The sequence below is a fragment of the Mycobacterium deserti genome (genome assembly GCF_025345615.1).
Taxonomy (GTDB): domain Bacteria; phylum Actinomycetota; class Actinomycetes; order Mycobacteriales; family Mycobacteriaceae; genus Mycobacterium; species Mycobacterium deserti.
In genome coordinates this window covers 108,819-135,811 of record NZ_JAODWD010000002.1, presented here as the reverse complement: position 1 = coordinate 135,811, position 26,993 = coordinate 108,819, and the positions used below count along the sequence as shown (strand labels likewise).

Genomic DNA, 26,993 nt, shown 5'->3' with positions numbered 1-26,993 from the left:
AAGCGCCAGCTGTGCGTGAAGCTTCCCCATGGCGCGAACCTCCCGCCTTAGCATAAGTAGCTATCGGCGAATGCGAGCATCAATCGGCGGGGAGGCGTGATTTGCCAGACAGCGGGGGAAACAGCGAACGGGGCAGCATCGACGATCTGCCCTGGGCGTCGGTCTTCGACCCGGCCGCCAACGCGCGTGCATTGAGTGCGATTCAAGCCGAGGGCTTTCGGGCGGCCAGCCAGATCGTCGATCGGTTCATCCGCATCGTCGCTCCCGACGGGTCCGACAGCGGCCCGGCGCCTTCTCATCCGCCCGCCGACGGCGCCCCGCCCACCAATGTGGCGTCGGACCTCGAGACTCTCACCCGGTCGTGGTGGTCGATGGTCGGCCGCATGCTGTTGCAGTCAGCGCCCAAGGCGACGGGCCTGGCCGGCGACGGTGACACCGCGCTCGACCTCCAGAACGCCGAGTCTGCCGGACAGGTCAACCTTGAAGCGCAGGTCGGCGGTTCGGCAGCTGCTGAAGTATGGCTGCACAATCGCGGCGCCGACGATTTCGGCAACGTGTCCCTTCGGTGTAGCGATCTACTTTCCGCTGACGGCAACATCTTCCAGGCCGAGTCGGTGATGCTCGAGCCCACCGCGGTTCCGATGCCGGCGCGCTCGAGCCGCGGAGTGGAGCTGAATGCGCGTGTGGCGGAATATGTCCGGCCGGGGTTGTACCGAGGCACCCTGCTGGTGGAGGGGCATCCGAACCTGTGGTTGCCCGTGACGCTTGTCGTCACCATGCCCGCCTCATGACGAGCACAGCCAACCGCACGGATCTGGTGTCGGCAGTCGAAGACCGACTGCGCGAAGTCGGGAAGACCATCCGACGTTCGATGCTGGACGCGATGCCCGACGGTGAGCCGAGTGCATGGCTGTACGCGCCGATGCGAGAGTATCCGTCGCGGCCGGGAAAGGCGTTGCGCCCCGCGCTGTGTCTATCGGCGGGCAGGGCTTTCGGGGCCAGTTCCGACGACATGCTGGGGATCGCGGTCGCCATCGAGTTGCTACACAACGCATTTCTCGTTCATGACGATGTGGCAGACGGCAGCGAGATGCGCAGAGGTCGGCCGACACTGGCAGCGACCCACGGGTTAGCTGCCGCGCTGAACGCCGGTGACGGCATTGCGGTGGTCGCGGGCCAGGTGCTGCGACGGGCCACGCGTCGCCTAGACCGGGACCTCGCTGACTTGGTGTGGTCCGAGTTCGACACGATGGCACTGCGCACGCTGGAGGGGCAGGCGACCGAAGTCGGTTGGCAGATCGACAATGTCGCGGACCTCGGGCCGCAGGATTACCTCGAACTCATCATGCACAAGACCTGCTGGTACACCACGATTCATCCACTGCGAGTCGGCGCTATCGTTGGGTCCGGCGGCGTCATCGCGCTGGGACCGCTTGTGCGCTTCGGTTTTCACTTCGGAGCGGCATTCCAGATCCGCGACGACCTGCTCAATCTCGTCGGCAACGAACGTGTGTACGGCAAGGAGATCCTCGGCGATCTCTATGAGGGCAAGCGGACGTTGCCGCTCATGCATCTGCTGGAAAACGCCAGAGGCACCGACATCGCCACGGTCCGTGACTATCTGGGGCGCACCCGCGCCGAGCGGTCACCCGAACTCGTCGCCGGGATTCGGGCACTCATGGACGAATACGGCAGCATCACCTTCGCCGGTGAGTACGCCGAAGGAATTCTTCTCGTCGCGGAGGACTACTTCGAGGAGGCCTTCGCGGACGCTCAATCGGGTCCAGACCTCGACTTCCTTCGTGCCCTGGTGCCCTACGTCTGGGCGCGGTGGCGGTAGCCCGAAATCGGTGACGTCGCCCCAGCCGCCGAGCCCTTAAGATCCTCTCGGGGGAAACATGGCGGGGGAATCGGCGACCAAGCAGATCAGCGGGCATCGCTTCGTCCTGCGTCGGATGGAGCATGCGCTGGTGCGCGGTGACGTCCGCATGCTCGACGATCCGATGCGCGCGCAGTCACTTTCACTCCTTGCCGGGTGTGTGTTGGCTGTCATCGCTGTCGGAGCATGCGCAATGCTGGCGTTTCTGGCGCCCAAGGGGACCATCGGCGACGCCGCGATCGTCATGGTGCGAGATTCCGGCGCGTTGTACGTGCGCAACGGTGACACGCTGCATCCGGTCCTCAACCTGGCCTCGGCGCGACTCATCGCGGGCACGTCCGCCAAACCGGAACTGGTCAGCGCCTCTGCCGTCGACAAAGTCAGGCGCGGGCCCCTGTTGGGCATCCCGGGCGCTCCTGACGTCATCGCCACGCCGCTGGCGGAGTCCCGGTGGACCGTCTGCCAGGACGCCACGTCGAAGACGACGGTGATCGCCGGCGGTATCCCGCAGCGACTCGACACCGGGCGCGGCGCGCTGGTCACGGTGCCGCAGGAGGGTGCGGCCATGACGTACTTTCTCTATGACGGTCGACGTGCGCGAGTGGACCTGCGCAATCCGGCCGTCATCCGGGCGCTCAAACTTGACGGCGTTGAACCACAACCTGTTTCACGTGCGCTACTGGACATCTTGCCGGAGACGGCTCCCATTGCTGCGCCGCACATTCCGGAGCCACCACGCACATCGGCGGTGCCCGGATTTCCGATCGGTACGGTGCTGCGCGTGCTTCGTGCCGGCTCCAGCGAGTACTACGTCGCGCTCGCCGACGGCGTGCAGCGGATCGGGGAAGTCGCAGCCGACCTGATTCGGTTCACGCGCAAGCACGGCAGCCGCGACATCATCACGGTCGCCCCTGGCGTCATCGGGTCAGTCCCGATTGTCGATGACGACCTTCCCGTCGGCTCCTATCCCTCCCGCGGCGGGGTCTCCGACGATCCGGTGCTCTGCGGGCATTGGGACATGTCGACCCGCGTACTGGAAACCGCTGTGTTGACGGGCGCTTCGTTACCCGTCGACAGTGAGGGCGTGACGCTGGCGCAGGCCGACGACGCCGGCCCCGCCGTCGACATCGTCGTCGTGCCGCGGGGACACAGCGCGTTCGTGCGAGCAACGGGCGTCACTGGTGACGGTGCCGACTCGGGGACGTTGTTCCTCGTCGACGACACCGGTGTCGCGTTCGGTATCAGCGATGACGACGCCGCCGAGCGCCTCGGCCTGACCCAGACTGCGCGGCCGGCGCCGTGGCCCGTCCTTGCCCGACTTCCGCGCGGGCCCGCGCTGAGTGTGCAGGCCGCGTCAGTCGTGCGCGTCGGGGCGACGTCGTAGCCGCGCCGATGTCATGGCGGCGATCACGGCGGCGGTCATCGCAAGGCAGATCGCGGCGCCGCGAATCGCGATGTGCCCGGATCGGTCGTCGGGCTCGGCGGTCGCCGGAATCGACGCCATGCGAATCGGTTCGACGTCAGCACTGTGGGTATGCCGTCCGGCACTCACCGCGGCCAGCGCATCGACGACGCCGTGGCCGACAAACGGGTTCCAGTTGTCCGGAGGTCGGCGCGCGGTGTCCTCGATGAGCTGCATGACTTGTCGCGCTGTCAGCTCCGGGGACCGCGCCCGCACGAGGGCGACAACTCCCGTCACGACGGGCGCGGCGTAACTCGTGCCCGAGATGGCCTTTTCACCGCCGGCGGTGGGCAAGGTGTCGACGAGACCTTCCCCGTCGGGGTCCAGCGAGACGACATTCTCACCCGGTGCGGCGACGTCGACCCACGGGCCGCCCAAGCTGAACTTCGACGGCTTGCCGTCCGAGCCGATGGAGCCGACCGTCAAGACGTAATCGTCGTACCATGCAGGACTCACCACCGTGTTGACATCGGTCCAGTTCGGCCTGCCGGGTTCCGTGGGATCGGCAGCCGGATTCTGTTCGGGGCACTGCCCATCGGTGCCGACATTTCCCGCCGCGGTCACGACGACAACGTTCTTGACGTCCACCGCATACGCGAGCGCGGCACCCAACGGCCGGTCGTCGAGTTCGTCCCGCGCGGGCACACATGCCACCGACGAGACATTGATGACGGTGGCTCCCATGTCGGCCGCGGTGCGCACCGCCATAGCAAGCGTCTCGACGTCACCGTATCCCGAGCCGCCAAGATCATCCACCGCCCGAAATTTGGTGCTGGACTGGCGGATCGCGATGAGGGTCGCGTGCGGGGCGATGCCGCTGAATGCGTACGCGTCGTCAGCATCCGGCGCAGCACCGATGATGCCTGCCACGATCGTGCCGTGGCCGTCGCAGTCCTCGGTGCCGTCGCTCGTCGAGACGTAGTCGCCGCCGGAAAGGAGGTGCGGGAGCAACCGGTGTCGAGTCACCCCGGTGTCGATTACTGCGACGGTTTGACCTGCACCGCGAGTCAATTGCCAAAGACGTTGTAAATCGGCGTCTTTGATCTGCCCTTCGCTGCGACCGGCGACCACGTCCGAGGTGACGCACGGTTCTTGCCGTTCGGTGCGTTGCGGCGGCGCGGGGGATGCCGGAGGCGGGAGCCGTGCTCCGTCGACCGCGGGCGGCGGAGCTGCTGACGCGGCAGGCGATGAGAGCAGCGGCAGCCCGGCCAGCGCCGCCACACCGACGAGACGTCCCAGTGCGGCGGCTGTCACAGCAACCCCAGGCCGCGAACCCAAGCAAAGAGTCCACCGACCCAGCACGCGGTTGGCACCACTGCGGCCAGCACGAAGTACTCGGTCACGTCGGCGGCGCGACGCATCAGGGGAGTGATTGCCACGCCGCATGCTGGAGCCAGAGCGGCAGCACCCGCAGCGGCGGCCACCACCGCGACGATGTGCGCCTGAGCCCTGAATGCGACCGCGCAGACCGCTAAGCAGGCTGCGACGCAGAGGAATCCGCCTATTGACAGTGCGACGCGGCGCATCGCGTCGATGTGTGAGCGCGCACGCAGGAGCAACACGAAGCCGATGATCGCGCTGAACGTAGCAGCGGGGAAGAACGGGCCCGCTGACGCAACGAGGACCGTGCCGAGTGTCGCCGTCAGTGACGAGCCGATCACCAGCCCGGTCAGCATCCGGTGAGCAGCGATTCCCGAATGGGTATCGACCTCAGGAGCCGTGTCCGCAGTCGGGTCGATGCTCGGCGGAGGAGGGCCGATTCCTGTCACCGCGATGGAGAATCTCGGCGCGACGCTCAGTACAGCCAGCGCCAGCGTCGCGAGCACGGCGCCTGTGGCGGCACTGGAGAGATTCCAGTTGAGGGTGGCTAGGGCCACCGCTGCGGATGCCAGCGCCACGGTCGCTGTCGCTGTCAACCATGTTCTGCCGGCCTGAGCCAAACGGGCCAGCAGGGTCGATACCGAGAACGCCGCGGACGCGGCGAGAAGGGCGTGTGCGGCGGCCGGGCCGGCGGGCACGGCCAGAGCGCCGGTGACTGCCGCGAAGACGACAGCGACCACACTCAGCGTCGTCGCCAGCGACTCGTCGTTGCGCGCACGGCGCATCGTCACCGCGCCCGCCGCGGCACCTAGAGCGAGGCAGGCTGCGCCGGTGAGGTGAGCGACGGGTGCGGCCGAGGACCACGCGAGTGCCGCCGCTGCGCAACAGTTCGATACCAGACACCCGATGATGGCAACAATCCGCGAGTCATGTTCGGTACCGGTGTCGGCGATGTTCGCGACAGTGTGACACGGGTCGGCCGCTACCCACACCGGAGGGGGCGGGTCGGTGGCCGTCAGCAGGAGCAGGTCACCGTCACGAATGTCGTTCTCGGCGAGCGTCTTTGTCTCGTCGAGACGCGGGCCGCCGAGCCGCGACAGGCGCCACCGGTGAGGTGTCAGCGGCAAGACGGTTGCGCCGCTGACGATGTCCACAATCGCCGGCAGCAGTTGGCCGACCTGCATCGCGCGCGGCAATGCGAGGTCGACCGCGGTGAGGTCGTCGCCCACACAGTGCTGAACAGTCAATCGACACGAAGCGTCTGGCACCCGCATCACCCCCCGGTTGGCATCGGCCGTCTCACGGTAACCCGAACGAGCTGCCCGGACGCGCGGCAATTTCGCTCGTCGAGAGGGAACCGGAAAGGGCATGACTACGTCCAACTCCCCGATGGAGTTTGTTCGTGAATCACGCCTGTCCGTACCGCCGTTGGCGCGTGGTGAAATCGCCGTAGAGGCACCGCCTGCCCTGCCGAAATCGCCGCCGGTGAACCCGATCGCCCGCCTACTGCCCGTGGCGATGCTCGTCGCCGCCGTCGGGATGATGGCGTTCTACTTCACCTCGGGGGCTGGGTCCGCGCGCAGCCCGATGTTCATGTTCTTCCCGGTGATGATGCTGGTGTCGGTCCTCGGGACGGTCGCCTACAGTGCCCGCGGTGGAAACCGGACCGCCGAGGTCAATCAGGGACGACAGACCTACCTGCGCTACCTCGACACCGTCGATTCGGCCATCGTCGAGACCACGGCGCAGGAGCGTCGCTCTCTGCAGTGGAGCCATCCCGATCCCGACACCCTGTGGGAACTGATCGGCACCCGGCGGATGTGGGAACGTGTACCCGTCGACGACGACTTCGGTTCTGTCCGACTGGGATTGGGCGACCGACGATTATCCACGGTATTGAAAGCGCCCGAACTCAGTTCCGCCGACGAGCTCGACCCGGTCACCGTGGGGGCGATGCGGCGTTGGGTGCGCCAGCGATCTTTGGTCGCCGGTGCACCGGTCGCAGTGGCGCTGACGCCCAACGCTTCGGTGACGATCGAGGGTGACTCCGAGTCCGTGCGGGGGCTGCTGCGCGCGATGGTGTGCCAACTAGCGGTGCTTCACGGCCCCGACGACATCGCGATCGCCGCGGCGGCCGACGAATCGGCTCGGGGCGAATGGGACTGGCTCAAGTGGCTTCCGCATCACCAGCACCCGCGATTGGTCGACGCCGTCGGCTCATCGAGGCTCGTGTCCGGCAACCTCGCGACTTCGGTCGACGAATCCATGCGGCACGTGGTCGTGATCGTCGACGGGATCGACTCGGATCTGCCTCACGAGGGCGTGACATTGCTTCGGGTCGGTAACCCGGCCAGCGGCACCACGCCGCTTCGGCTACGGATCGCCGATCGAGACGTGGCTGTGGCTCGGCCTGATTCGTTGACTCGTGCGCAAGCGGTCACGTGCGCCCGGCGGTTGGCGCCGTACCGCCCGGCGTCGGCAACGACGGGCGCTGCGCGTCTGTCACCCGCTGCGAACGGCTGGCTGCAGTCGATGGGCTTCGACGACCCCGGCGACATCGACCCGGCTCGGCTCTGGAGGACGCATGACCGTGTCCTGCCGGTGCCCATCGGTGTCGATGAGCACGGGACGCCTGTGATGCTCGACATCAACGAGGCATCGCGCGACGGCATGGGCCCGCACGGTCTGTGCGTGGGCGCGACGGGCTCCGGAAAGTCGGAGTTCCTCCGCACCCTGGCCCTTGGCATGATCGCCGTTCACCCACCAGATGCGCTCAACCTCATCCTGGTCGACTTCAAGGGTGGTGCGACATTCGCGGGGCTGGAGCGGACGCGGCATGTGGCCGCCGTGATCACGAACCTCGCCGACGAGGCGCATCTGGTCGCCCGGATGAGCGACGCGCTGGCCGGGGAAATCAATCGCCGCCAGGAGCTGCTCCGTGCCGCCGGCTCGGCGAACCTCGCCGACTACGCGCGCGCCCGCGCGCAGGGAGCGCCGCTGACGTCGTTACCCGCATTGTTCATCGTCGTCGACGAGTTCTCCGAACTGCTGAGCCAGCACCCCGAATTCGCGGAACTGTTCGTGGCGATCGGCCGGTTGGGCCGGTCTTTGGGAGTGCACCTGCTGTTGGCCAGCCAGCGGCTCGACGAAGGTCGGCTGAGAGGTCTCGAAACCCATCTGTCCTACCGGATCTGCCTGAAGACGTTCTCGGCCAGCGAATCCCGGGCCGTTCTCGGAACGACTGATGCCCATCACCTTCCCGGCACGCCCGGAGCGGCTTACCTGAAGACGGCGTCGGGCGACCTCGTGCGGTTCCAGACGGCGTACGTGTCTGCTCCCTACCTCGGACGCACCGGTGACCCTCCGGCGACGGCGCGGCAGACGTCGATGCCGTTGCTCTTCACCGCCGCGCCGGTCGGCGCGATCATTGATCGCGTCAAGCCGACCGACCTTACGGAAGCCTCGGTGCGCACGCTTTTCGATGCGGTCGTCGACCGGGTAGCGGACCGGGGATCTTTCGCCCACCGCGTGTGGCTTCCACCGTTGACCACGTCGCCGACGCTCGATGCACTGATGTCAGGGCGCAGACGCGCCGGTCTGACCGTGCCCATCGGATTGGTGGACAATCCGTACCAGCAGCGTCGCGACGTGATGACCGCCGAATTATGCGGTCCGGCAGGCAATGTCGCGATCATCGGCGCACCGCGGTCGGGGAAGTCGACAGCTGTGCGCACCCTGATTCAGGCTCTGGCGGAAGCGCACAGTCCCGCCGAGGTCGGGTTCTATTGTCTCGATTTCGGCGGCGGGTCGCTGTCGTCGTTGCGGGATCTACCTCATGTAGGCGCTGTGGCCGGCCGACACGACGTGGACCTGTGCCGTCGGACCGTGGCCGTGGTGGAGTCGGTGATGCGCGGCCGGGAAGGCCGGGCCGCAGCCGGAGTGGCCCGATCCGGCGAATCTTACGGCGACGTGTTCCTCGTGGTCGACGGCTGGGCAACGCTTCGCGGCGAGTACGACGCGCTCGAGGGCCCGATCACGGCGATCGCAGCCCAGGGTCTGTCGTTCGGGGTTCACGTCGTGGTGACGGCGTCGCGATGGGCGGAGTTGCGGCCGGCGTTGAAGGACCAGATCGCGACCCGCATCGAGCTGCGCCTCGGTGATCCGGCGGAGTCGGAAATGGACCGCAAACGGGCGCGGCAGTTGGCTCAGTGCCCGCCAGGACGCGGGCTGACTGCCGACGGCAGGCAGCTGGCCATCGCTGTCGCCGAGGCGCCCGCGGCGCACGCCGCCCGGTTGCGCGGACGGTGGGGTGACCAACGCACCCCGCCCGTCGAACTGCTCCCGCAACGGGTTGCACACAGCCACGTGATCGAGCGAAGCGACGTACCACGCTCCGGGACCCAACTTTTGCTCGGACTCGGCGAACGCGAGTTGACGCCAACGGTCGTCGATTTCGGAGATCACCCGCACCTTCTCGTTCTCGGCGAGGGTTCCTGCGGCAAGACGTCGCTGCTGAGGCTTCTGTGCCGCGAGATCATCCAGGGCAATGATGCCGACGCCGCACGGGTCGAAATAGTCGACTTTCGCCGGACGCTGCTCGGTGTGGTGGAATCCGAACACCTCAGCGGATATACGGTTTCGCCCGCGGCGCTGGTGACACGGATCGGGTCCCTGATCGACCGGCTGCAGTCCCGGATGCCCGACGAGAACGTCACACAGCAGCAGTTGCGTAGTCGGTCGTGGTGGTCAGGTCCGGAGATCTACCTCGTGATCGACGACTACGACCTGGTCGCCGCGGCGACGGGCAGCCCTCTGACACCGCTTTCCGATTTCCTCCCGTATGCCAGAGATCTCGGATTGCACGTGATCGTCGCACGTCGCTCGGGTGGCGCGGCCCGCGCGATGTTCGACCCGGTACTGACTCGGCTGCGCGAGCTGGGCTGCATGGGTCTGATGATGAGCGCGAGTCCGGACGAGGGTGTGCTTCTCGGATCTGTGCGTCCCTCGGCCCTGCCGCCCGGTCGCGGAACGCTGATCGTTCGCGGTGAGGCCGACCAGCTGATACAGGTGGCGTGGAGTGACCCACCGTGACGGAGGCCGTCGTCACGGTGGGCCCTTGGACCATCGCGGGACCGGATTCAGCTGACCCCGTGATGGTTTCGGTCGCCCTCGCCTGCATCGACGATGACCTCGCGCTGCTGGACGATCGGCCTGTCGCTATCGACGAGGTGTGGCAGAAGGTTCTGGGCGCGGTCGCGGGCGGCGGTGTCGACACGCTTGTGCTCGTGTGTCCGGCGTGGTGGTCGTCATCGCGGACCGAGCGTGTACAGGCTGCGGCCGGGGCGGTGGCGCAGAGCGTCGTGGTGTTGAAGCGCGCGCAGGTTCTTCGCATGGGCCTGGCGGCCCATCAGGCGGCAATCGTCGAGATCGCACCGGAGTTCACCGCCGTGACAAGGTATTCGGTGTCGTCCTTCATCGCACATTCCGAAGGGCCCGACGCGGTGGTGGCGGCCGTGGGTGCGGCACGAGCAGTGGTGCTCGACGCACCGGACTGCGTCGTTGCCGCCGAAGCGTTGAGCGCTGCGGTCGGTGATCGACTGCGCTCGGCCGGTATCAACGTCACACTCGCCGACACGGCTTCGGTACAGAGGGCGGCGCAAACAGTACGGACACATCACCACTGCGACTGGGCGGTCGCAGCCCGCCGTTCACGGACGACTCGCCACACCGCGGTGCTCGCGGGACTGGTGTCGGCGGCGGCGCTGTGCGGCGGGTTCGCCGTTCGCAGCGGTGAGGCACCTTCACTCGGCACGCCGATGGCCCTTCTGGCCGAGGGTCGGATCGGAGTGATGGTGCCTGCCGAGTGGACTGTCGAACGCATCACCTCGGGACCGGGATCAGCGCGCATACAACTGGTTTCACCGAACGATCCCGAGCTCGCCCTGCACATCACGCACGCGAACGGCGTGACGCAGATCGACGGCACGACGACGGCACAGTCGTTGCGCGCGTCGTTGGACGACGAGCCCGAGGGGGTATTCGTCGACTTCAATCCGTCGGATCGCCGAGCCGGCAGGGACGCGGTCACGTACCGGGAAGTCCGCAATGACCGTCAGGTCGACTGGACGGTGTTGACCGAGGACACGGTGCGCATCGCCGTCGGATGTCAGAGCGCGCCGGGGCGTGAGGGCCGGATGCGCGAGATCTGCGACGAAGCGATCAGGTCTTCGCGTGTGCTGCGCTGACTTTGGTCGGATCGGCGGAACCGAATCGACGGCCGCAGCGTCGAATCAAGATAACGACGACTTGGAAGGACGCCCATGACGACACCCGCAGGTGCCTCGCTCAACACCGACTTCGACCTGATGACGGCCATCGCCGCAAAGACTGATGCCCGCAATGAGGAGATCCGCGCGATGCTGCAGGCGTTCATCGGGCGGATGAGTAGCGTGCCGCCCTCGGTGTGGGGAGGCGTCGCCGCCACGCGGTTCCGCGACGTCGTCGACCGGTGGAACGCCGAGTCGCTGAAACTGCATGCGGCACTCGAGCGGATCGCCGAGAACATCCGGCGGAACCACGTAACGCTGCGCGAGGCCGCCGAAACCCATTCGCACCAGATCGGTGCGGTCGCCAACCAGATCTGAGGAGAGGGCCGTGGATAACGTTCTTTCGTACAACTTCGATGAGATCGAGCACACGGTCCGTCAGGAGATCCACACGACGTCCGCGCGACTGAACAACGCGCTCGACGAGTTGCGCGCGCAGATCGCCCCTCTGCAGGAGATCTGGACACGCGAAGCGGCCGACGCCTACCGAGTGGAGCAGGCCCGGTGGCAACAGGCGGCGGGTGCGCTCAACGAGATCCTCTTCGGACTGGGCAATGCGGTTCGCGACGGCGCGGACGACGTCGCCGCCACCGATCGCCGCGCCGCGAGCGCCTGGGGCACGTAGCCCTCATGGACCCTGTGCGGTCCCGCCTGGAGGGGGGCCGGCGTCGGAGGAGAGCCGACGAAGGCCGGCGGGACCGCACAGTTTCACTTACTCGCAGCCGCAGCAGCAATCAGCGCAGCAGCGAAAAGGAACGAATCTTCCTGACTCCATTGTGATCGCGATATGTGGGTGCGCTCGCGGCAAAGCCCCGATTGACTGCCGTCCGAAAAGGTATGGCGGGAGGGGAGCGCGAGGAAATTCCCTGTGATTTCGGCGCGGTGACCCGCGCCCACGAGGGCAACTGCACCCGAGCCTATCCCCGGGGCGCGAGGGGCGTTTTGACCTGCGACGACGCTCGAAGGTAAGCTGCCTCGTTGGCGTGCGGTATGCACGGTCCTCGGGTCAACGTCGGTCGCCGAGGTCAACCTAGCCGCTTCAACGCCTGACCGACACCCGGGTCACCGGGATCCACCCGATATGGAGAGGTAGCGCTGTGCCTACATACACGCCGAAGGCGGGTGACACCACACGTGAGTGGTACGTCATCGACGCCACCGACGTGGTGCTCGGCCGGCTCGCCGTCGCGGCAGCAACCCTGCTGCGAGGCAAGCACAAGCCGACATTCACACCCAATGTCGACGGTGGCGATTTCGTCATCGTCATCAACGCAGAGAAGATCGCCATCGGCGGCGACAAGCTGCAGAAGAAATTCGCCTACCGCCACTCGGGTTACCCCGGCGGCCTGCGTAAGCGGTCGATCGGCGAGCTGCTGGAGAAGCATCCCACTCGGGTCGTCGAGAACGCGATCCTCGGGATGATCCCGCACACCAAGCTCGGCCGTCAGATCCAGAAGAAGCTGAAGGTGTACGCCGGACCGGATCATCCGCACGCTGCTCAGAAGCCCGTGACGTACGAGATCAAGCAGGTGGCCCAGTGACCGAGACGACCGAGACGACCGAGAACGTGGTCGAGACCGAGGCGGCTCCGCGCGAGCCGGTCTACATCGACCGTCCCATCCAGACCGTGGGTCGCCGCAAAGAGGCCGTGGTGCGGGTGCGCCTGGTGCCAGGCACCGGCCAGTTCAACCTGGACGGCCGCACCCTGGAGGCGTACTTCCCGAACAAGGTGCACCAGCAGCTCATCAAGGCCCCGCTGGTGACCGTCGACCGCGTCGACAGCTTCGACATCTACGCACACCTCGATGGAGGCGGCCCGTCCGGCCAGGCCGGTGCGCTGCGCCTGGCCATCGCGCGTGCGCTGATCATCGTGCAGCCCGAGGACCGGCCCGCACTGAAGAAGGCCGGCTTCCTGACCCGCGACCCGCGGGCCATCGAGCGCAAGAAGTACGGCCTCAAGAAGGCCCGCAAGGCGCCTCAGTACAGCAAGCGCTGATCTTCACCACGACACCGCCGGGTTCGCACATCGCGAGCCCGGCGGTTTCGTTTGTGGGATAGGGATGCCAGAAAAGTTTTCGCCGCGCAGTAACGCATGCGAGGGCCTACAACGAATCAGCAAATTGCGGGCTGACCTGCGCGGCAACACCGCATCAATTTACCCGTCAGTTAATTAGATCGTGGGCTGTTTTAGCCCTCAAAACCCTTGAGTTCCTTCGGTTTTGGTTTGAACACTCTGTGATCAAGGAAGTCCTGTAGTCGGAAGCAGGCATACCAAGCGTATGGGTGGGCCACATCCACCACCGGTGGGCGAGTGCAAGTCAGTCACCTCGTCGGGGGACCGGACCCGAGCTTCTCGACTGAAAAGGAGTATTCAAATGCAAAGCATCGTCAAGAAACTGTCCGCCGGCGCCGTAATGGGTGGGGCACTGCTGTTCACCGGCGGAATGGGCCTCGCAAGCGCCCAGCCGCCGATCATCGCTCAAGACGGCCTGGTGAATCTCAACATCGGCGACGTGACCGTGCTCGAAGACGTGAATGTGGCTGTTGTGGCGCAGGTCGTTGCCCAAGTCTGTGACGTCGACGTGACGGCCGCCGTGCTCGGCGCGGTTGACCAGACCGGTGACGAGAACACCGTCTGCACCATCGACGGACTCGGCCCCATCACCGTCACCCAGAACGGGCCCGGCAACGCCGAGAATGCTCCCGGGGCGGCGAATCGTCCCGCTCGCTAACAACTAGCCAGACACCGCCCGTGCGCCTCGTGCGTACGGGCGGTGATCACTTTTCGGTACCGGGTTGGCTGCGAGATGGCCGTTGACCTCGTCGCTTAGGCGGTGAGCCGGTACCTGTGAGAAGTTTGTCCGCATGGCTCGGCTCTTCGGCACCGATGGAGTGCGCGGCGTCGCCAACCAGGATCTGACTGCCGAACTCGCGTTGGCGCTCGGGTCCGCGGCGGCGCGACGGCTGGGCGCGATCGGGGCGCTGAGGCGGCGCGTCGCGGTCGTCGGCCGCGACCCGAGGGCCAGCGGCGAGATGCTGGAAGCCGCGGTGATCGCAGGAATCACCAGTGAAGGCGTCGACGCACTGCGAGTCGGGATCCTCCCGACCCCCGCGGTGGCCTATCTGACCAGTGCCTACGACGCCGACTTCGGCGTGATGATCAGCGCATCGCACAACCCGATGCCCGACAACGGCATCAAGATCTTCGGCCCCGGCGGACACAAGCTCGACGACGCCACCGAGGATCGCATTGAAGATCTCGTCAATCAGGGGCCGGGCAGCCGGCCGACCGGTGCGGGTATCGGTCGGGTCGTCGACGCCGAGGATGCCTTGGATCGCTACCTGCGGCACGCCGGCAAGGCAGTCACCACCCGGCTCGACGAGCTGACCGTGGTCGTCGACTGCGCGCACGGTGCCGCGTCGGCGGCGGCCCCGCGGGCCTACCGCGCGGCGGGTGCCAACGTCATCGCGATCAACGCCGAGCCCAACGGCCTGAACATCAATGAGGGCTGCGGGTCCACTCACATGGACACACTGCGGTCTGCGGTGGTGTCCCACGGCGCCGACCTCGGGCTGGCGCACGACGGGGACGCCGACCGCTGTCTGGCGGTCGACGCCTCGGGGCGAACCATCGACGGTGACGCGATCATGGTGATCCTGGCCCTCGCGATGCAGGAAGCCGGTGAGCTGGCGTCCAACACCCTTGTCGCGACAGTCATGAGCAACCTCGGCCTGCACTTGGCGATGCGGGCGGCTTCCATCGAGGTGCGCACGACGGGTGTCGGCGACCGCTACGTGCTCGAAGAGTTGCGCGCGGGCGAGTTCTCACTGGGCGGCGAGCAGTCCGGTCACATCGTGATGCCGGCGCATGGCACCACGGGGGACGGCATTGTCACGGGCTTGCGACTGATGTCGCGGATGGCGCAGACGCGCAAATCGCTGGCCGCGCTCGCCCAACCGATGCAGACGCTGCCTCAGGTTCTGATCAACGTCGCGGTTGCCGACAAGGCGACGGTCGCCGACGCACCGTCTGTGCGTAGTGCGGTCGCCGAGGCCGAGGCGGAATTGGGTGACACGGGCCGAATCCTGTTGCGCCCGTCGGGAACTGAACAGGTCGTGCGGGTGATGGTCGAGGCGGCTGACGAAGACACCGCCCGCCAGCTTGCAGCGCGCGTCGCGGAGTCGGTCAGCGCTCAGCGCTGAGAGGGAACCAGCCGGCCGCTCGCGGCGTCCAAACCCAACATGGGACAAGCAGACGTCGCACGGGTCGACGTGCCGGTGCTATTGGACGTCGCACGCCAGTACCAAGTGATCGCCGATATCGTCGATCAAGCGGTGCGGACACATCTGAACTCGTTGACCTTCGACGGTGCCGCCGCAGGGCGGGCTTACACCGCGCACGGCGACGCGGTGCGCGAGTGTCTCGACCGCGTCGCGGAGCAGCTCAGGCTGTGGTCACGCGCATCTTCGGAGATTGCGGCTGCGTTGCGTGCGTCGGCTGAGCGATACGCCGACGCCGACATGCGCGGCGGCGAGCGGCTGGGCTGAGGCATGGACGAGAAACTCGATGCCGCATCGCGTTTGAGCGAGGGCCTGCCGTCGGTCGGCAACATTCAAGACTATGTGTGGGCTTGCCGCGCAGTGGGTTACGAGAATCCGGATCTGACGACGCACCCCGGGCAGATACGCGACTGGTATGCGACCGAAGATGGGCTGGATCTGAGGTCCCTCGACGGCGATTGCGTGGCGCTGAACACCGCGGCGGCCGCGACCCAGGATGCGCTGACGCGACACGTCGAGCAGCTCGGTGTGCTCTCATTCGCGTGGCACGGTGGAGGTGCCGAGGCCGCCCGGATATTCCTGCGCGACCACGGCGACGCGGCGGTGCGCGCCGCCGCGGCCGTCCGGACCGCGGCTGAGTCGCTCGCTGACCTGCGCGACAGGCTGTGGCAGGCGATCGACGCGAAAGTAGTTGCTGTGCAAGCGATCGATGACCGCACCGCAGCACAGCGTGCCGATTGGCTGGCCGCCGCGCAGACGGTTATGACAGGTGCGGGCGACCGGGCGGTCGCCAGCGAGCTGATCGATCAGCAGGTCAAGCCGTTCGTCGAAAGCGACGTTCGCGGTGACTGGGTGACGGCGATGCGCACGGCCATGACCGCAGTCGTGGATGCCTACGACTCCGCGACGGCCGAGTTGTCGTCGTTGTCCGACGCAGTATTCGACGTTCCTGGAGACCTCGGACCCTCGTGGACACCGCCGGCGGTGGCGCCGACGCCGGACGCGGTGCCGCGCGACGATGTCTCGGTGGCACCGGTCACGAGTTCTCCTGCGCCCGCGGTGACCACAGTGCCTGCGGCCAGTGTGGCGCCCGGCGTGCCCATGACCGCACCGCCCGGGATGCCCATGACTGCTCCGGCGGCGTCACCCGCCGTACCGCCGGCCGTCGATCCCGCCGCGGTTGCGCCGCCGTCTTCAGCACCGCCGGCGCCACTGGGGAGCATGGGCGGCATGGGCGGAGGGATGCCCGACATCGGTGGCGGGATCTCCGGGCTTGGTCAGCAACTCGCCGACGCGCTAAGCGGGCTCCTCGGTTCGCCCGGCGATGCACTGTCGGACCCGCCCGGCATCGACGAACCTTCGGAGCTGCAAAAGCCGGACGAGATCGATGATCTCGGCGAGGACGATCCAGCCGAGGAGGACGACAAGGACGACAAGGACGACAAGGACGACAAGGACGAGGAGGCCCTCGAGGAGGACGAGCTAGGGGAGGACGGCCTCGAGAAGGACGAGAACGAAGACCTCGCCGAGGCCGGAGCGGTAGATGACATGGCCGCCGAACCGGAATCGACCTGCGAGCCGCCTGCCGAACCGCTGGCCGAGGTGGCTCCCGCACCGGCACCGGTCGATTCACCGACACCGGAAGGGGAGCCCGCCGCCACGGTCGCGCCTCTGCCGCCCCCGCCCGCTCCGCTGCCCCCCGCGGAACTCCCGCCCCCGAGCCCGATGGCCACCGAGACGCCGTGTGAGATTGCCGCCGACGAACTTCCACAAGTAGGGGAGTAAGTCCGAGACTCGCGAGGTACCGTCCCTCGGGTGAAACTGCGTGTTCCCGAGATCGTCGCGCTGTTCCTACTGGGGGCCGCGGTCGCTCTCATCGGCGACCACAGCCACGTCGTCACCGGCACCACTGAGTACTTCACCGACGCGGTGCCGTTCGTATGGAGCAGCCCCCTCTGGTTCCCCGTCATGGTCGGCGCCGCGACGGCGTCGCTTGCTGAATTGCGATTGCACCTACCCGATCCGCGCACGACCGTGACCGCACGACAGGTAGTCGCCGGAGTCGCCGTCGTGATGGGCGCTTATGTCACCACTGCACTGGTGCATAGCGCACCGGTCGTTCCGAGCAGTGCGCTCATCGCCGCCGTGGCGATCATCATCTGGTGTGTGTTGGGTGACGGGCCCGGTGCCTTATGTGGCGCACTCGCCGCCGTCATCGGACCGATCGTCGAGATCGTGCTCGTCGAGGTCGGCGTGTTCGCTTACAACGCCGACTGCGACGGATTATTTGGAGTGGGGCCGTGGCTGGTCCCGCTGTATTTCGCCTTCGGTGTGGTGGTCGCGCTGCTGGGCGAATATGCGGCCATGAAGCGGCAGCCAGTCGTGACTCGCTCTATGCCGCATGCAAATCGGTAAGCCCCACAACGATTCTCGTTTCGAGTTCGCTGAGCTCGATTACCGGTCTGCCCGGTGGCGGTGGTGCGGTCGAGCGGTGACAAGCCCCGGTGGGCGTGACGAATTCTGCTGTGTGCACGCCTTCGACTTCGTCGGTATACACCCGCCAGCCCGGCGCTTCTTTGTCGTAATTGCACCGCTCGCAGAGGCCGAGGCCGTTCACCGCATGGGTAGGGCCTCCGCGGTTTCGGGGCACGGCATGGTCGTGATGGCGGATCGGCGCATCGCAATACGGAGTGCGGCAGGTTTGATCACGCAACCGGATGAATGTCGCCAGCCCTTTCGGGAAACGCCGCGACCGCGACTCCATCGCTACCAGCGCACCACTTCTCGGATGCCGGTACAACCGCCGGAGCAAGGCTTTTGACCGCGTATCGTCTGCCGCGACTCTGACCAGGTGGCGGGCGACCGATGCGGGAATCGGGCCGTATCCGTCGACGATTGCGGAGCTGTCGTCATCGCCGAACAACGTCTGATCCGACATCACCAGGTTGACCGCGACTGGCTCGGGAATCTCGGCTGGTCTGCCAGTCACGCGCTCGACCAGGGTGTCGGCCATAATTTGGCCGCGCGACCGGTCGTCGAACGTGGTGTCGGCGGCGCGCTTCAACGCCGCGTACAGGCCGACGCCTTGCTGGACCGGCAGCAGCGCAGTCACATACGTCATGGTGTCGGGTGCCGGCCGGATGGTGACGGTGCGATCCTGGGCAGCTCTGGCGGCTCGGTCCACGACCGCCTGTGCATCCAATCGGCACGCGACCTGCTTGGCCGCCGCGGCCACTCGGGCATCGCCCATCCCGTCAAGATTCGACGGATCACCGCACAGTTCCGCGTCCAGAACGCGCCGGTCTTCAACGGATAGACACGCTGATTCACGCACGATCAGTGTGGCGCGCCATTCCGACAGAGCGCCATGCTCCAAAGCCGACATTGTGCACGGCATCTCATACATCAACGCTTTAGCGAAACCCAAGTGTCGACTTCCGCGCGACGGCGAATCTCGCCGCGCCAACGCCACCTCACTGGCCACGCCCCTGCCCCGCTTGGCCGCGGGTACGTCGGCTGCGGCCTCAGCGGCGCGGCGGTGTTGATCCAACAGCACCGCCGCGCGGGCCTGCCCCGCCGCGGCTGCCGACTTGACCCGCTCCAGCCAAGCGATCTGCTGGATCAGCGCAGCTTCGTCGGCGTCGGCATCAACCGACGTAAGCTCCGCCATATCGAACATAAGTTCGAATATACGTGGAGCCGCCGACAACCCCCGAACGTCTAGACGTTCGCGGGGCGCCTACCGCGAGCCGGACGACGTCGACGCGGCTGATGCGATCTGGGCTGCTGTGGCTTTGTCGGCTCGGGACGGCTCGCGATGATCGGCTTGCCGAATTCGCGTTCACCCGGTGCGATCTGGGTAAGGACCGGGTGCGACGATCCGCTGAATCGAGTGACCGTCGGCTTCACGCCCGCCTTACGGGTCAGCTGACGCACGTCGGAGACCTGCTCGTCGATCATCAGCGTCACCACGGTGCCGTCGGCTCCGGCGCGGGCCGTGCGCCCGGACCGGTGCAGATAGGCCTTGTGTTCGACCGGCGGATCCGCGTGTACCACCAGGCTCACGTCGTCGACGTGGATCCCGCGCGCGGCGATGTCGGTCGCGACCATCACCGCGGCCGTCCCGTCGGAGAAGGCGGTGAGATTGCGCGTACGTGCATTCTGAGAGAGGTTGCCGTGCAACTCGACTGCCGGCACGCCTCGCGAGTTCAGCTGACGGGCAAGGTTCTTGGCACCGTGCTTGGTGCGGGCGAAGACGATCGTCCGGCCGGGTGATGCGGCGAGGTCGGCCAGCACGTGAATGCGGGACGCCTTGTCGACGTGCAGTACGTGATGTTCCATTGCGGCCACCGGCGACTGTTCGGAGTCGACGCTGTGCACAACGGGGTTGGTCAGGTAGCGCTTGACGAGAACGTCGACGCCGCCGTCGAGCGTCGCCGAGAACAGCATCCGCTGACCGTCACGTGGCGTCTTGTCCAGCAGCCGCTTGACCGGAGGCAGGAAGCCGAGGTCGGCCATGTGGTCGGCCTCGTCGAGCACGGTGATCTCGATGGCGGACAGGTCCGCATGGCGCGACTTCACGTGGTCTTCCAGGCGACCCGGGCACGCGATGACGATGTCAACGCCCTGCCGGAGCTTCTGAATCTGCGGCGCAGGAGAGACACCGCCGAAGATGGTGACCGAACGCAGGCCGGTGGCGGTCGCCAGGGGCGCGAGGGACGCGTCGATCTGTGCGACCAACTCGCGGGTCGGCGCAAGAATGAGGGCGCGCGGCCGTCCCGGTGACCGGGTGGTCTTGCTGGCTGTGAGTCGCGTCACCATCGGCAGCAGGAAGGCGAAAGTCTTACCGGATCCGGTCCGGCCGCGGCCCAGGACATCTCGACCTGCGAGGGAGTCCGGAAGCGTCGCCGCCTGGATGGGAAAAGGTGTGTCGATGCCGTTGCCGGCAAGGACACCGACGACAGCCTGAGGCAGGCCGAGGTCGGCGAAAGTGGGCATGGTTGTCCCACTTGGGATTTGAACAGACAAGGTTAGAGCTCCGAAAGTTGGAAGTGGTCGTCCTGCCCGGCGCGGATCGGTCCGCGGCGCTCGGTATGACGATCGAGAAGCGGCAAGAGGCAGAACAGACGATGCCGCTGCACCACACTCTACAGGTCCGTCAGCGAAATGACGTAACGGCTACGGCAGCAGGCCCTGTAGTTCCTCGACGTACCGAACGGATTCGTGACGGTCGCCGGAGAGTGGTTGCAGCAGCAGCGTCGTCGCTCCGGCCTCCGCGAACGCCGCGAGACGTTCCTGCACATAGCCGCGCGGGCCCACCAGTGATACGGCGCGCACCAATTCGTCGGGCACGGCGTTGATGGCCTCGGTCTTCTTGCCGCTGAGGTACAGGTTCTGAATGTGATCGGCCACCTCGCCGAATCCGTATCGAGTGGCCAGGTTGTGGTAGAAATTGCGGCCCCGCGCACCCATACCGCCGATGTAGAGCGCCAATTGTGGCTTTGCCCAGGACAGTCGGTCGTCGACATCGTCGCCGATGGCAAGGGGGGCGCTCACCATGATGTCCAGCTCGCCCAAGGCAGGGTCCCGCTTCGCGAAGCCCGCCCGAAGTGCCTCACCCCACGCATTGTCGGCCTTCTCCGGATAGAAGAACACCGGCTGCCAGCCCTCGGCGATCTCGGCGGTGAGTTCGACGTTCTTCGGTCCCAGTGCGGCGATCGCGATCGGAATTCGTTCGCGCACTGGATGATTGATCAGGTGGAGGGACTTGCCCAGGCCGGTGCCCTGATCCGCGGGCAACGGAATCTGATAGTGCTTGCCGTCATAGGCAACCCGCTCGCGGCGCCACACCTGCCTGCAGATATCGACGACCTCGCGCGTTCGGCCCAGTGGCGCGTCGAACGGGACGCCGTGGAAGCCCTCCATCACCTGCGGACCCGAGGTTCCGATGCCCAGCCGGAACCGACCGTCGGACACGTAGTCGAGCCCCGCCGCGGTCATCGCGAGCAGTGTCGGGGTCCGGATGTAAATCGGCACGACACCTGTGCCTAGCTCGATCCGGGAGGTCCTGGCGGCCAAAAAACCCAGCTGGCTGATCGCGTCGTAGGAATAGGCCTCGGCCACCAGCGCGATGTCGACGCCGATCTTCTCCAGCTCGACCACCTGGTCGACGGCCTCGAGAAAGCCCCCGGCGTAATTGAGGAAGATTCCGGTGCGCATGTCAGGGCTTCAGCAGTGCGACGACTTTGTTCTCCAGATCCGCTGGATCGTCGGAGAACGGATCCATCACTGGAGCCTTCGGCAACTCCACTTCCGGGTCAGCGAAGTCTCGATAGGCCTTGTCGCCGGTCAGCATGTGCAGCAGGTAGCCGGTCATCAGCGCCCGCACGATCTTCTGCGTCCCGCGATCGGCCCCGGGTAGCCCCACCACCCGGGCCAGGCGCCGGCCCTCGATCAGGCCACCGGCTTTGACGCTTTTCAAAGCGCGCAGCGTCGCAGGCCGCCACACCCTGGCCAGTTCGACCGCATTCGACCGCAGCGACATCGGATCGCCGGGGTCGGCCAGGATCAGCCCCGGCACCTGCAACGACCTCGCAGGCTCGACCGCGGGAGGCGACGACACCGTCGGGAACGCCGCGACGACGCCCTTGGGCTTGACGGGCATGCCCGCCGCCGCGAACACCGCCGCCGATCCGCCGAAACCGTGGCCGACCAGGCCCAGCTTCGTCGGGTGGACACTGATCTTCCCCGGCCCCAACCGCACACCGGCGATGATGTCGAGCGTTGTACCCAGGTCGAATGCCATGTTGAGGACGGACGGCGCCAGGCCCGTCTCGGTGCGCGGAGCCGCCGCGACGATGCCCCAGGACGCCAGATGCTCGAGAGTCCCGTCGTACCGGTAGGCGCCCGCCAACCAATCGTGACCGAAGGCCACACCGGCCAGATTCATCCCCTCCGCGGGGGTGTAGACGACGCCCGGCAGTCCGGCAAAGGCCAGGTCACCGCGCAGAACGCGATGGGGGCCTCGGCGGGTCAACGCTTTGAACAGTTTGCTCGTGCGGGCCACCAGACGACCGTAGCCCACCCGGCGAAACCCGGCGCTTGCACTACCCTGTAGGGCTATGTGCGGAATCGTCGGCTACGTCGGGCAGCGCCCTGCCTGCGACATCGTGGTCGACGCGCTGCGCCGGATGGAATACCGAGGCTATGACTCCGCCGGAGTCGCGCTGCTCGACGGCAGCGGCGGGCTGACCGTCCGCCGCCGGGCCGGTCGGCTGGCCAACCTGGAGTCGGCCCTCGCCGAGTCCGACACGGCCAGCCTGGCCGGCAGTACGGGTATCGGCCACACCCGCTGGGCCACCCATGGCAGGCCGACCGACAAGAACGCCCACCCGCACCGCGACGCCGCAGGCAAGATCGCCGTGATCCACAACGGGATCATCGAGAACTACGCGGTTCTGCGCGCGGAGCTCGAGGCCACGGGCGCGGAATTCGCCAGCGACACCGACACCGAGGTCGCAGTGCACCTGGTCGCCCGGCAGTACCACCACGGCGACACCGCCGGTGACTTCGCGACCTCCGTGTTCGCCGTGCTGCGCAGGCTGGAGGGCCACTTCACCCTGGTCTTCGCCAACGCCGACGATCCGGGCACGATCGTCGCCGCGCGGCGCTCTACCCCGCTCGTGCTCGGTATCGGCGACGGTGAGATGTTCGTCGGCTCCGACGTCGCCGCCTTCATCGAACACACCCGCGACGCTGTGGAACTCGGCCAGGACCAAGCGGTGACCGTCACCGCCGACGGGTATCGGATCACCGATTTCGACGGCACCGACGTCGACGACTACCGCGAGTTCCACATCGACTGGGACATCTCCGCCGCCGAAAAGGGTGGCTACGAGTACTTCATGCTCAAGGAGATCGCCGAACAACCCGCCGCGGTCTCCGACACGCTGCTCGGCCATTTCGCCGACAACCGCATCGTGCTTGACGAGCAGCGGCTGTCCGACCAGGACCTGCGCGAGATCGACAAGGTGTTCATCGTCGCCTGCGGCACCGCGTACCACTCCGGGTTGCTCGCCAAGTACGCGATCGAGCACTGGACCCGGCTGCCCGTCGAGGTCGAGCTGGCTAGCGAATTCCGTTATCGCGACTCGGTTCTCGACCGCCACACGCTCGTCGTCGCGATTTCTCAGTCCGGCGAGACGGCCGACACGCTCGAGGCGGTGCGGCACGCCAAGGAGCAGAAGGCCAGGGTGCTGGCGATCTGCAACACCAACGGTAGCCAGATCCCTCGTGAGTGTGATGCCGTGCTCTACACCCGCGCCGGGCCGGAGATCGGCGTCGCCTCGACCAAGACGTTCCTCGCGCAGATCACCGCGAATTACCTTGTCGGGCTGGCGCTTGCGCAAGCGCGCGGCACCAAATACCCCGAAGAGGTGGCCCGCGAGTTCGCCGAACTCGAAGCCATGCCCGATCTGGTGGCGCGCGTTCTCGACACCGTCGACCCGGTATTCGAGCTGGCCCGCCGGTTTGCGAAGTCGCAGACCGTGCTGTTCCTCGGTCGCCACGTCGGGTACCCCGTTGCTCTCGAAGGTGCGCTGAAACTCAAGGAACTGGCGTACATGCACGCCGAGGGCTTCGCCGCCGGTGAGCTCAAGCACGGCCCGATCGCGCTGATCGAAGACAACCTGCCGGTGATCGTCGTGATGCCGTCGCCGAAGAACTCGCCGATGCTGCACGCCAAGCTGCTGAGCAACATCCGCGAGATTCAGGCCCGCGGTGCGATCACCATCGTCATCGCCGAGGAGGGCGACGACACCGTGCGCCCGCACGCCGACCACCTGATCGAAATACCCGCTGTGTCGACGCTGTACCAACCGCTGCTGTCGACGATCCCGCTGCAGGTGTTCGCGGCGGGCGTCGCCCAGGCCCGCGGCTACGACGTCGACAAGCCGCGCAATCTGGCCAAGTCCGTCACCGTCGAGTAGCTGCCCAGGCCCGCGCACGCGAGAAGCCCAATGGCAGGGTCGGGCACTTCAAGACCGAGCGGGCACGAGCCCAGATGGCTACGCTGCCGCCGCACGCGAGGTTTTCGACGTGGCAACCCCGTCGACGGGTTATGAGTGGTGATCGAAACCGGCTGAGCGACGCATGAACTCGTCGTGCCGGTGGTCGAGTTCGCGCTGCTCCACTACGGCGGTGTGCTCGAGAACCTCCTCCAGCGCCGCCGCCCAGTTCTGCCAATACGGCCGAGTCTCGTCCTCGGCGATGCGGGCGATCAACCGCCGACGGAAGTCGTCCCAGTCGCATGCCCCGGATCGACACGCCGCCACGGTCAGCCCGAACACCCGGCGTTCCCACGGCGCCCCGAAGACGATCTCTCCGTTGTCGCGGGGCGGCGACGCCGATCCCACCAGGTCGGCGTCAATGGTCTTCGAGTCAGCGTTCACCGGTCTGCGGTGGGCGTCAACGGCCGCCCGACCCCGATCATCGAGTCGCGCGTCACGAGTTCAGCAAGCTGTTGTTCGCTCATGTTCTCGGTCCCCACGGGCCGCTCGGGCACCACGAGGTAACGCGCCTCCGCCGAGCTGTCCCACACCCTGATGAGGATCTCGGGAGCCAGATCGAGTCCCATCTCTGCGAGCAGGGTCCGCGGCTGCGCGACCATCCGCGAGCGGTACGCCGCGGACTTGTACCACGACGGCGGCAAGCCCAGCACCGGCCAGGGATAGCACGAACACAGCGTGCAGACGACCACGTTGTGAACCGTGGGTGTGTTCGCCACCGCGACGATCATGTGGCCTTCGGGGCCGCCGAAACCGGACTCGGCGACGGCACGGGTCCCGTCGGTGAGCAGGAGCTCGCGATACTCCGGATCGGTCCAAGCGCGAGCGATCACCTTGGCGCCGTTGAGCGGCCCCACGTTGTTTTCGTAGTGTTCGATCACCGCGTCGACGACGCTGGGGTCGACGATGCCCTTCTCCACCAACAGCGATTCGAGCGCATCCACCCGGGCTGCCGTCGCGTCGTTCACGCCGCCTCCAGGTATGACTCGTAGAGATCCACGCGCACCTCGGTGCCGGGCTCGGCCGCGGCGCCCCACAGGTCAGCGGCGGTGAAGGCGACCGTGTAGAGATGGTGCGGCGGGGCGTGCCTGCGCACGGCGGCCGCGTCGGGTAACAGCGTTGCGCCGAGGTGGGCGACGACCACGCCGGGCTTTCCGGTCACATAGCCCGGCTGTCGCGTGTACGGGACCGCGCGGGTGCCGCGAACGCGGACGCGGTCGCCCACCGAGAAGCGTTGGCGGCGAAGCGCGGGCCGTGCGGTACCCAGTAGCCGGGGAAGCACCTGTCCGGCGAACCATCGCGGGAGCGTCGGCCGCAACAGGGAACGCACCCCCTTCGTCAGGGCCACCAGCCGCACTCGCGACAGCCAGCGCGGACCAGCCTGCGCGGCTCGGCCGTCGATCCGGGCATCGACCTCACCGGGTGCGAGATAGCCGGCCTGCACCAGCAGGTCCTCGAAGGCTCCAAGCCAGCGTTCGTAGTAGCTCGACAGGTAGACCTCGCGTGGGAGCCTTTCCATGGCGAAGCGCAGGATATCGGTGTTGCGGCCCAGAAGCGGCTGCAGGAAGAGGGAGAAGCCGAAGACACGGCCCTCCCAACGATGGTGGAACACCGGCTCGTTGGGCTCGCGAACGACGGGGCCGAAGAACTCGCTTCGGCCGCCCATGTCGCTCGGCGCGGTCACGGCGCGACCGTAACACGCGAATCGACCGATATACGTGCTTCCCGCAAAGGGGTTATCCGACAGGGAAATTGACGTTGCGATGACAACGAAGCGAATCACCGGAACGTTGATGCTCCCGTGCGCCCACGCCGATGATCAGCCCCGCGACGATCAGTGCGATACCCGCCCACACGCCCGCCGCAGGCGTCGCGCCTGTGACGGGCACACCGATCGCGGCGGCCGCGATCGGGGCCACGCCCGTCAGCAAGCCCGCGCGCCCAGCGCCCAACGAACGCACGCACGAGTACCACAGGACGAACGCCACCGCCGTCACACCGATGGCCAGGTAAGCGATCGCCAAGGCGTCGTCGCCGTCCAAATCGGCTATGGCCCAGACACCTTCGGAGGCAAGACCCAGCACTGCGAACATCAGGGCCGCGATCCATGTGGTGTGCACGGAGACACCCGCAGGCCCGTGTCTGCTCAGCACGGGCACGGCCAGCAGCGTGAACCCCGCCTCGCACACGAACACCGTGAGCGCCCACAGCAGGCCCACCGCATCGGCGCGGCCGATGCCCTCGACCACCACCGCGCCCGCGCTTACGACGACGGCCGCCGCCAGCACTCTGGCCCGTGGCCCGCGGCCTTCCAGGAGGGGTCCGAGCGTCGCCAGCGCGATAGGGACGCACGCCACCGCGACGGCGAGCACCGCCGGTTCGGCGTGCTTCGAGCCCTCGACGAGCGCGAGGTTGAACACGACCAGTCCGCTGACCGCGATGCCGATCAACCACAACCACTCCGCGCCGCGTGGCCGCTGCAACCGGCGGCGCGTCATGCGCGCCCATCCGATGAGCAACGCGCACGCGATCGCATACCGCAGCGCTTGTGCGGTGAACAGGGGCGCGTCCGCGAGGACCGCGGACACCGCGACGCTGCCCCCGACGAACGTCATGCCGAGGGCGCCTGCGAGACCGGCGCGCAGAGTGCTGGACATACG

General features: G+C 67.0%; 25 protein-coding genes. 15 read left to right on the top strand and 10 right to left on the bottom strand.

From position 1 onward, the window contains the following. Positions 1-101 precede the first annotated feature (101 nt). The 3 genes from N4S67_RS06770 to eccB are packed head-to-tail and all read left to right on the top strand — an operon-like array spanning position 102 to position 3,263. Positions 102-791: a hypothetical protein gene (locus N4S67_RS06770; RefSeq protein WP_260992202.1), complete on the top strand. Its 690-nt coding sequence runs from the start codon at positions 102-104 to the stop codon at positions 789-791. Then, on the top strand, positions 788-1,840 hold the full coding sequence (locus N4S67_RS06765; protein ID WP_260992201.1) for a polyprenyl synthetase family protein: 1,053 nt from the start codon (positions 788-790) through the stop codon (positions 1,838-1,840). Before N4S67_RS06770 ends, N4S67_RS06765 begins: the two co-directional genes overlap by 4 nt. Positions 1,841-1,898: 58 nt before the next feature. Further along, positions 1,899-3,263: a type VII secretion protein EccB gene (eccB, locus tag N4S67_RS06760; protein WP_260992200.1), complete on the top strand. Its 1,365-nt coding sequence runs from the start codon at positions 1,899-1,901 to the stop codon at positions 3,261-3,263. On the opposite strand, the gene mycP is transcribed toward eccB, so the two are convergent. Together mycP and eccD are read right to left on the bottom strand one after the other, a co-directional pair. Further along, the gene (gene mycP / locus N4S67_RS06755) at positions 3,234-4,595 is read right to left on the bottom strand and encodes a type VII secretion-associated serine protease mycosin (protein WP_260992199.1); all 1,362 of its coding nucleotides are present in this window, start codon (positions 4,593-4,595) and stop codon (positions 3,234-3,236) included. The genes eccB and mycP overlap by 30 nt on opposite strands. After that, a complete protein-coding gene (gene eccD, locus N4S67_RS06750; RefSeq protein ID WP_260992198.1) occupies positions 4,592-5,935 on the bottom strand; it encodes a type VII secretion integral membrane protein EccD in 1,344 nt (447 codons plus the stop codon). Before eccD ends, mycP begins: the two co-directional genes overlap by 4 nt. Before the next feature lie 115 nt (positions 5,936-6,050). Between eccD and eccCa the strand changes: the two genes are divergently transcribed. From eccCa to N4S67_RS06695, 11 genes are all read left to right on the top strand, one after another. Continuing rightward, entirely contained in the window at positions 6,051-9,752 is a 3,702-nt protein-coding gene (gene eccCa / locus N4S67_RS06745) for a type VII secretion protein EccCa (RefSeq protein ID WP_260993032.1), read from the top strand. Further along, complete coding sequence (locus N4S67_RS06740; RefSeq protein ID WP_260992197.1) at positions 9,749-10,906, top strand: type VII secretion-associated protein; 1,158 nt, start codon at positions 9,749-9,751, stop codon at positions 10,904-10,906. Before eccCa ends, N4S67_RS06740 begins: the two co-directional genes overlap by 4 nt. A 75-nt stretch (positions 10,907-10,981) precedes the next feature. After that, positions 10,982-11,305 carry a WXG100 family type VII secretion target gene (locus N4S67_RS06735; protein WP_260992196.1) on the top strand — a complete coding sequence of 108 codons (324 nt, stop codon included), beginning with the start codon at positions 10,982-10,984 and terminating at the stop codon, positions 11,303-11,305. Between the two features lie 10 nt (positions 11,306-11,315). After that, positions 11,316-11,612, top strand: a complete 297-nt coding sequence (locus N4S67_RS06730; RefSeq protein WP_260992195.1) for a WXG100 family type VII secretion target — start codon at positions 11,316-11,318, stop codon at positions 11,610-11,612. A 472-nt stretch (positions 11,613-12,084) separates the two neighbouring features. Beyond that, complete coding sequence (gene rplM, locus N4S67_RS06725; protein WP_260992194.1) at positions 12,085-12,528, top strand: 50S ribosomal protein L13; 444 nt, start codon at positions 12,085-12,087, stop codon at positions 12,526-12,528. Further along, positions 12,525-12,983, top strand: a complete 459-nt coding sequence (gene rpsI / locus N4S67_RS06720) for a 30S ribosomal protein S9 (protein ID WP_390893266.1) — start codon at positions 12,525-12,527, stop codon at positions 12,981-12,983. The genes rplM and rpsI overlap by 4 nt, the downstream gene beginning before the upstream one ends. 379 nt (positions 12,984-13,362) lie before the next feature. Continuing rightward, entirely contained in the window at positions 13,363-13,719 is a 357-nt protein-coding gene (locus N4S67_RS06715) for a hypothetical protein (RefSeq protein ID WP_260992193.1), read from the top strand. A gap of 133 nt (positions 13,720-13,852) precedes the next feature. Then, complete coding sequence (gene glmM, locus N4S67_RS06710; RefSeq protein WP_260992192.1) at positions 13,853-15,190, top strand: phosphoglucosamine mutase; 1,338 nt, start codon at positions 13,853-13,855, stop codon at positions 15,188-15,190. A gap of 39 nt (positions 15,191-15,229) precedes the next feature. Further along, on the top strand, positions 15,230-15,535 hold the full coding sequence (locus N4S67_RS06705; RefSeq protein ID WP_260992191.1) for an ESX-1 secretion-associated protein: 306 nt from the start codon (positions 15,230-15,232) through the stop codon (positions 15,533-15,535). Positions 15,536-15,538: 3 nt separating this feature from the next. Continuing rightward, positions 15,539-17,053 carry a hypothetical protein gene (locus tag N4S67_RS06700; RefSeq protein WP_260992190.1) on the top strand — a complete coding sequence of 505 codons (1,515 nt, stop codon included), beginning with the start codon at positions 15,539-15,541 and terminating at the stop codon, positions 17,051-17,053. Between the two features lie 30 nt (positions 17,054-17,083). Beyond that, positions 17,084-17,683, top strand: a complete 600-nt coding sequence (locus N4S67_RS06695) for a diacylglycerol-binding protein (protein WP_260992189.1) — start codon at positions 17,084-17,086, stop codon at positions 17,681-17,683. On the opposite strand, the gene N4S67_RS06690 is transcribed toward N4S67_RS06695, so the two are convergent. The 4 genes from N4S67_RS06690 to N4S67_RS06675 form a co-directional block, all read right to left on the bottom strand. Further along, positions 17,661-18,947: an HNH endonuclease gene (locus N4S67_RS06690; protein WP_260992188.1), complete on the bottom strand. Its 1,287-nt coding sequence runs from the start codon at positions 18,945-18,947 to the stop codon at positions 17,661-17,663. The two genes, N4S67_RS06695 and N4S67_RS06690, sit on opposite strands and share 23 nt — an antisense overlap. 41 nt (positions 18,948-18,988) lie before the next feature. Beyond that, on the bottom strand, positions 18,989-20,266 hold the full coding sequence (locus tag N4S67_RS06685) for a DEAD/DEAH box helicase (protein ID WP_260992187.1): 1,278 nt from the start codon (positions 20,264-20,266) through the stop codon (positions 18,989-18,991). 180 nt (positions 20,267-20,446) lie between these two features. Next, positions 20,447-21,487 carry an LLM class F420-dependent oxidoreductase gene (locus tag N4S67_RS06680; RefSeq protein WP_260992186.1) on the bottom strand — a complete coding sequence of 347 codons (1,041 nt, stop codon included), beginning with the start codon at positions 21,485-21,487 and terminating at the stop codon, positions 20,447-20,449. A gap of 1 nt (position 21,488) precedes the next feature. Further along, entirely contained in the window at positions 21,489-22,334 is an 846-nt protein-coding gene (locus tag N4S67_RS06675) for a dienelactone hydrolase family protein (protein ID WP_260992185.1), read from the bottom strand. 55 nt (positions 22,335-22,389) lie between these two features. Here N4S67_RS06675 and glmS point away from each other — a divergent pair, with 55 nt between their 5' ends. Continuing rightward, positions 22,390-24,255, top strand: a complete 1,866-nt coding sequence (glmS, locus tag N4S67_RS06670) for a glutamine--fructose-6-phosphate transaminase (isomerizing) (RefSeq protein WP_260992184.1) — start codon at positions 22,390-22,392, stop codon at positions 24,253-24,255. A gap of 129 nt (positions 24,256-24,384) precedes the next feature. Here glmS and N4S67_RS06665 read toward each other — a convergent pair whose 3' ends face one another. The 4 genes from N4S67_RS06665 to N4S67_RS06650 are packed head-to-tail and all read right to left on the bottom strand — an operon-like array spanning position 24,385 to position 26,990. After that, the gene (locus tag N4S67_RS06665) at positions 24,385-24,717 is read right to left on the bottom strand and encodes a nitrile hydratase accessory protein (protein ID WP_260992183.1); all 333 of its coding nucleotides are present in this window, start codon (positions 24,715-24,717) and stop codon (positions 24,385-24,387) included. Further along, positions 24,714-25,301, bottom strand: coding sequence for a nitrile hydratase subunit alpha (gene nthA, locus N4S67_RS06660; protein WP_260992182.1), 588 nt, complete (start codon positions 25,299-25,301; stop codon positions 24,714-24,716). The genes N4S67_RS06665 and nthA overlap by 4 nt, the downstream gene beginning before the upstream one ends. Beyond that, positions 25,298-26,017: a nitrile hydratase subunit beta gene (gene nthB / locus N4S67_RS06655; RefSeq protein WP_260992181.1), complete on the bottom strand. Its 720-nt coding sequence runs from the start codon at positions 26,015-26,017 to the stop codon at positions 25,298-25,300. The genes nthA and nthB overlap by 4 nt, the downstream gene beginning before the upstream one ends. Before the next feature lie 52 nt (positions 26,018-26,069). After that, positions 26,070-26,990: a DMT family transporter gene (locus N4S67_RS06650; protein ID WP_260992180.1), complete on the bottom strand. Its 921-nt coding sequence runs from the start codon at positions 26,988-26,990 to the stop codon at positions 26,070-26,072. Positions 26,991-26,993: the final 3 nt, after the last annotated feature.

Excerpts from the sequence above, each read along its gene's own strand:
- N4S67_RS06765 (WP_260992201.1), top strand. The coding sequence starts at position 788 with ATGACGAGCACAGCCAACCGCACGGATCTGGTGTCGGCAGTCGAAGAC.
- eccB (WP_260992200.1), top strand. The coding sequence starts at position 1,899 with ATGGCGGGGGAATCGGCGACCAAGCAGATCAGCGGGCATCGCTTCGTC.
- eccD (WP_260992198.1), bottom strand. The coding sequence starts at position 5,935 with ATGCGGGTGCCAGACGCTTCGTGTCGATTGACTGTTCAGCACTGTGTG.
- eccCa (WP_260993032.1), top strand. The coding sequence starts at position 6,051 with ATGGAGTTTGTTCGTGAATCACGCCTGTCCGTACCGCCGTTGGCGCGT.
- N4S67_RS06735 (WP_260992196.1), top strand. The coding sequence starts at position 10,982 with ATGACGACACCCGCAGGTGCCTCGCTCAACACCGACTTCGACCTGATG.
- N4S67_RS06715 (WP_260992193.1), top strand. The coding sequence starts at position 13,363 with ATGCAAAGCATCGTCAAGAAACTGTCCGCCGGCGCCGTAATGGGTGGG.
- glmM (WP_260992192.1), top strand. The coding sequence starts at position 13,853 with ATGGCTCGGCTCTTCGGCACCGATGGAGTGCGCGGCGTCGCCAACCAG.
- N4S67_RS06705 (WP_260992191.1), top strand. The coding sequence starts at position 15,230 with ATGGGACAAGCAGACGTCGCACGGGTCGACGTGCCGGTGCTATTGGAC.
- N4S67_RS06700 (WP_260992190.1), top strand. The coding sequence starts at position 15,539 with ATGGACGAGAAACTCGATGCCGCATCGCGTTTGAGCGAGGGCCTGCCG.
- N4S67_RS06690 (WP_260992188.1), bottom strand. The coding sequence starts at position 18,947 with ATGTTCGATATGGCGGAGCTTACGTCGGTTGATGCCGACGCCGACGAA.
- N4S67_RS06685 (WP_260992187.1), bottom strand. The coding sequence starts at position 20,266 with ATGCCCACTTTCGCCGACCTCGGCCTGCCTCAGGCTGTCGTCGGTGTC.
- N4S67_RS06680 (WP_260992186.1), bottom strand. The coding sequence starts at position 21,487 with ATGCGCACCGGAATCTTCCTCAATTACGCCGGGGGCTTTCTCGAGGCC.
- glmS (WP_260992184.1), top strand. The coding sequence starts at position 22,390 with ATGTGCGGAATCGTCGGCTACGTCGGGCAGCGCCCTGCCTGCGACATC.
- N4S67_RS06650 (WP_260992180.1), bottom strand. The coding sequence starts at position 26,990 with ATGTCCAGCACTCTGCGCGCCGGTCTCGCAGGCGCCCTCGGCATGACG.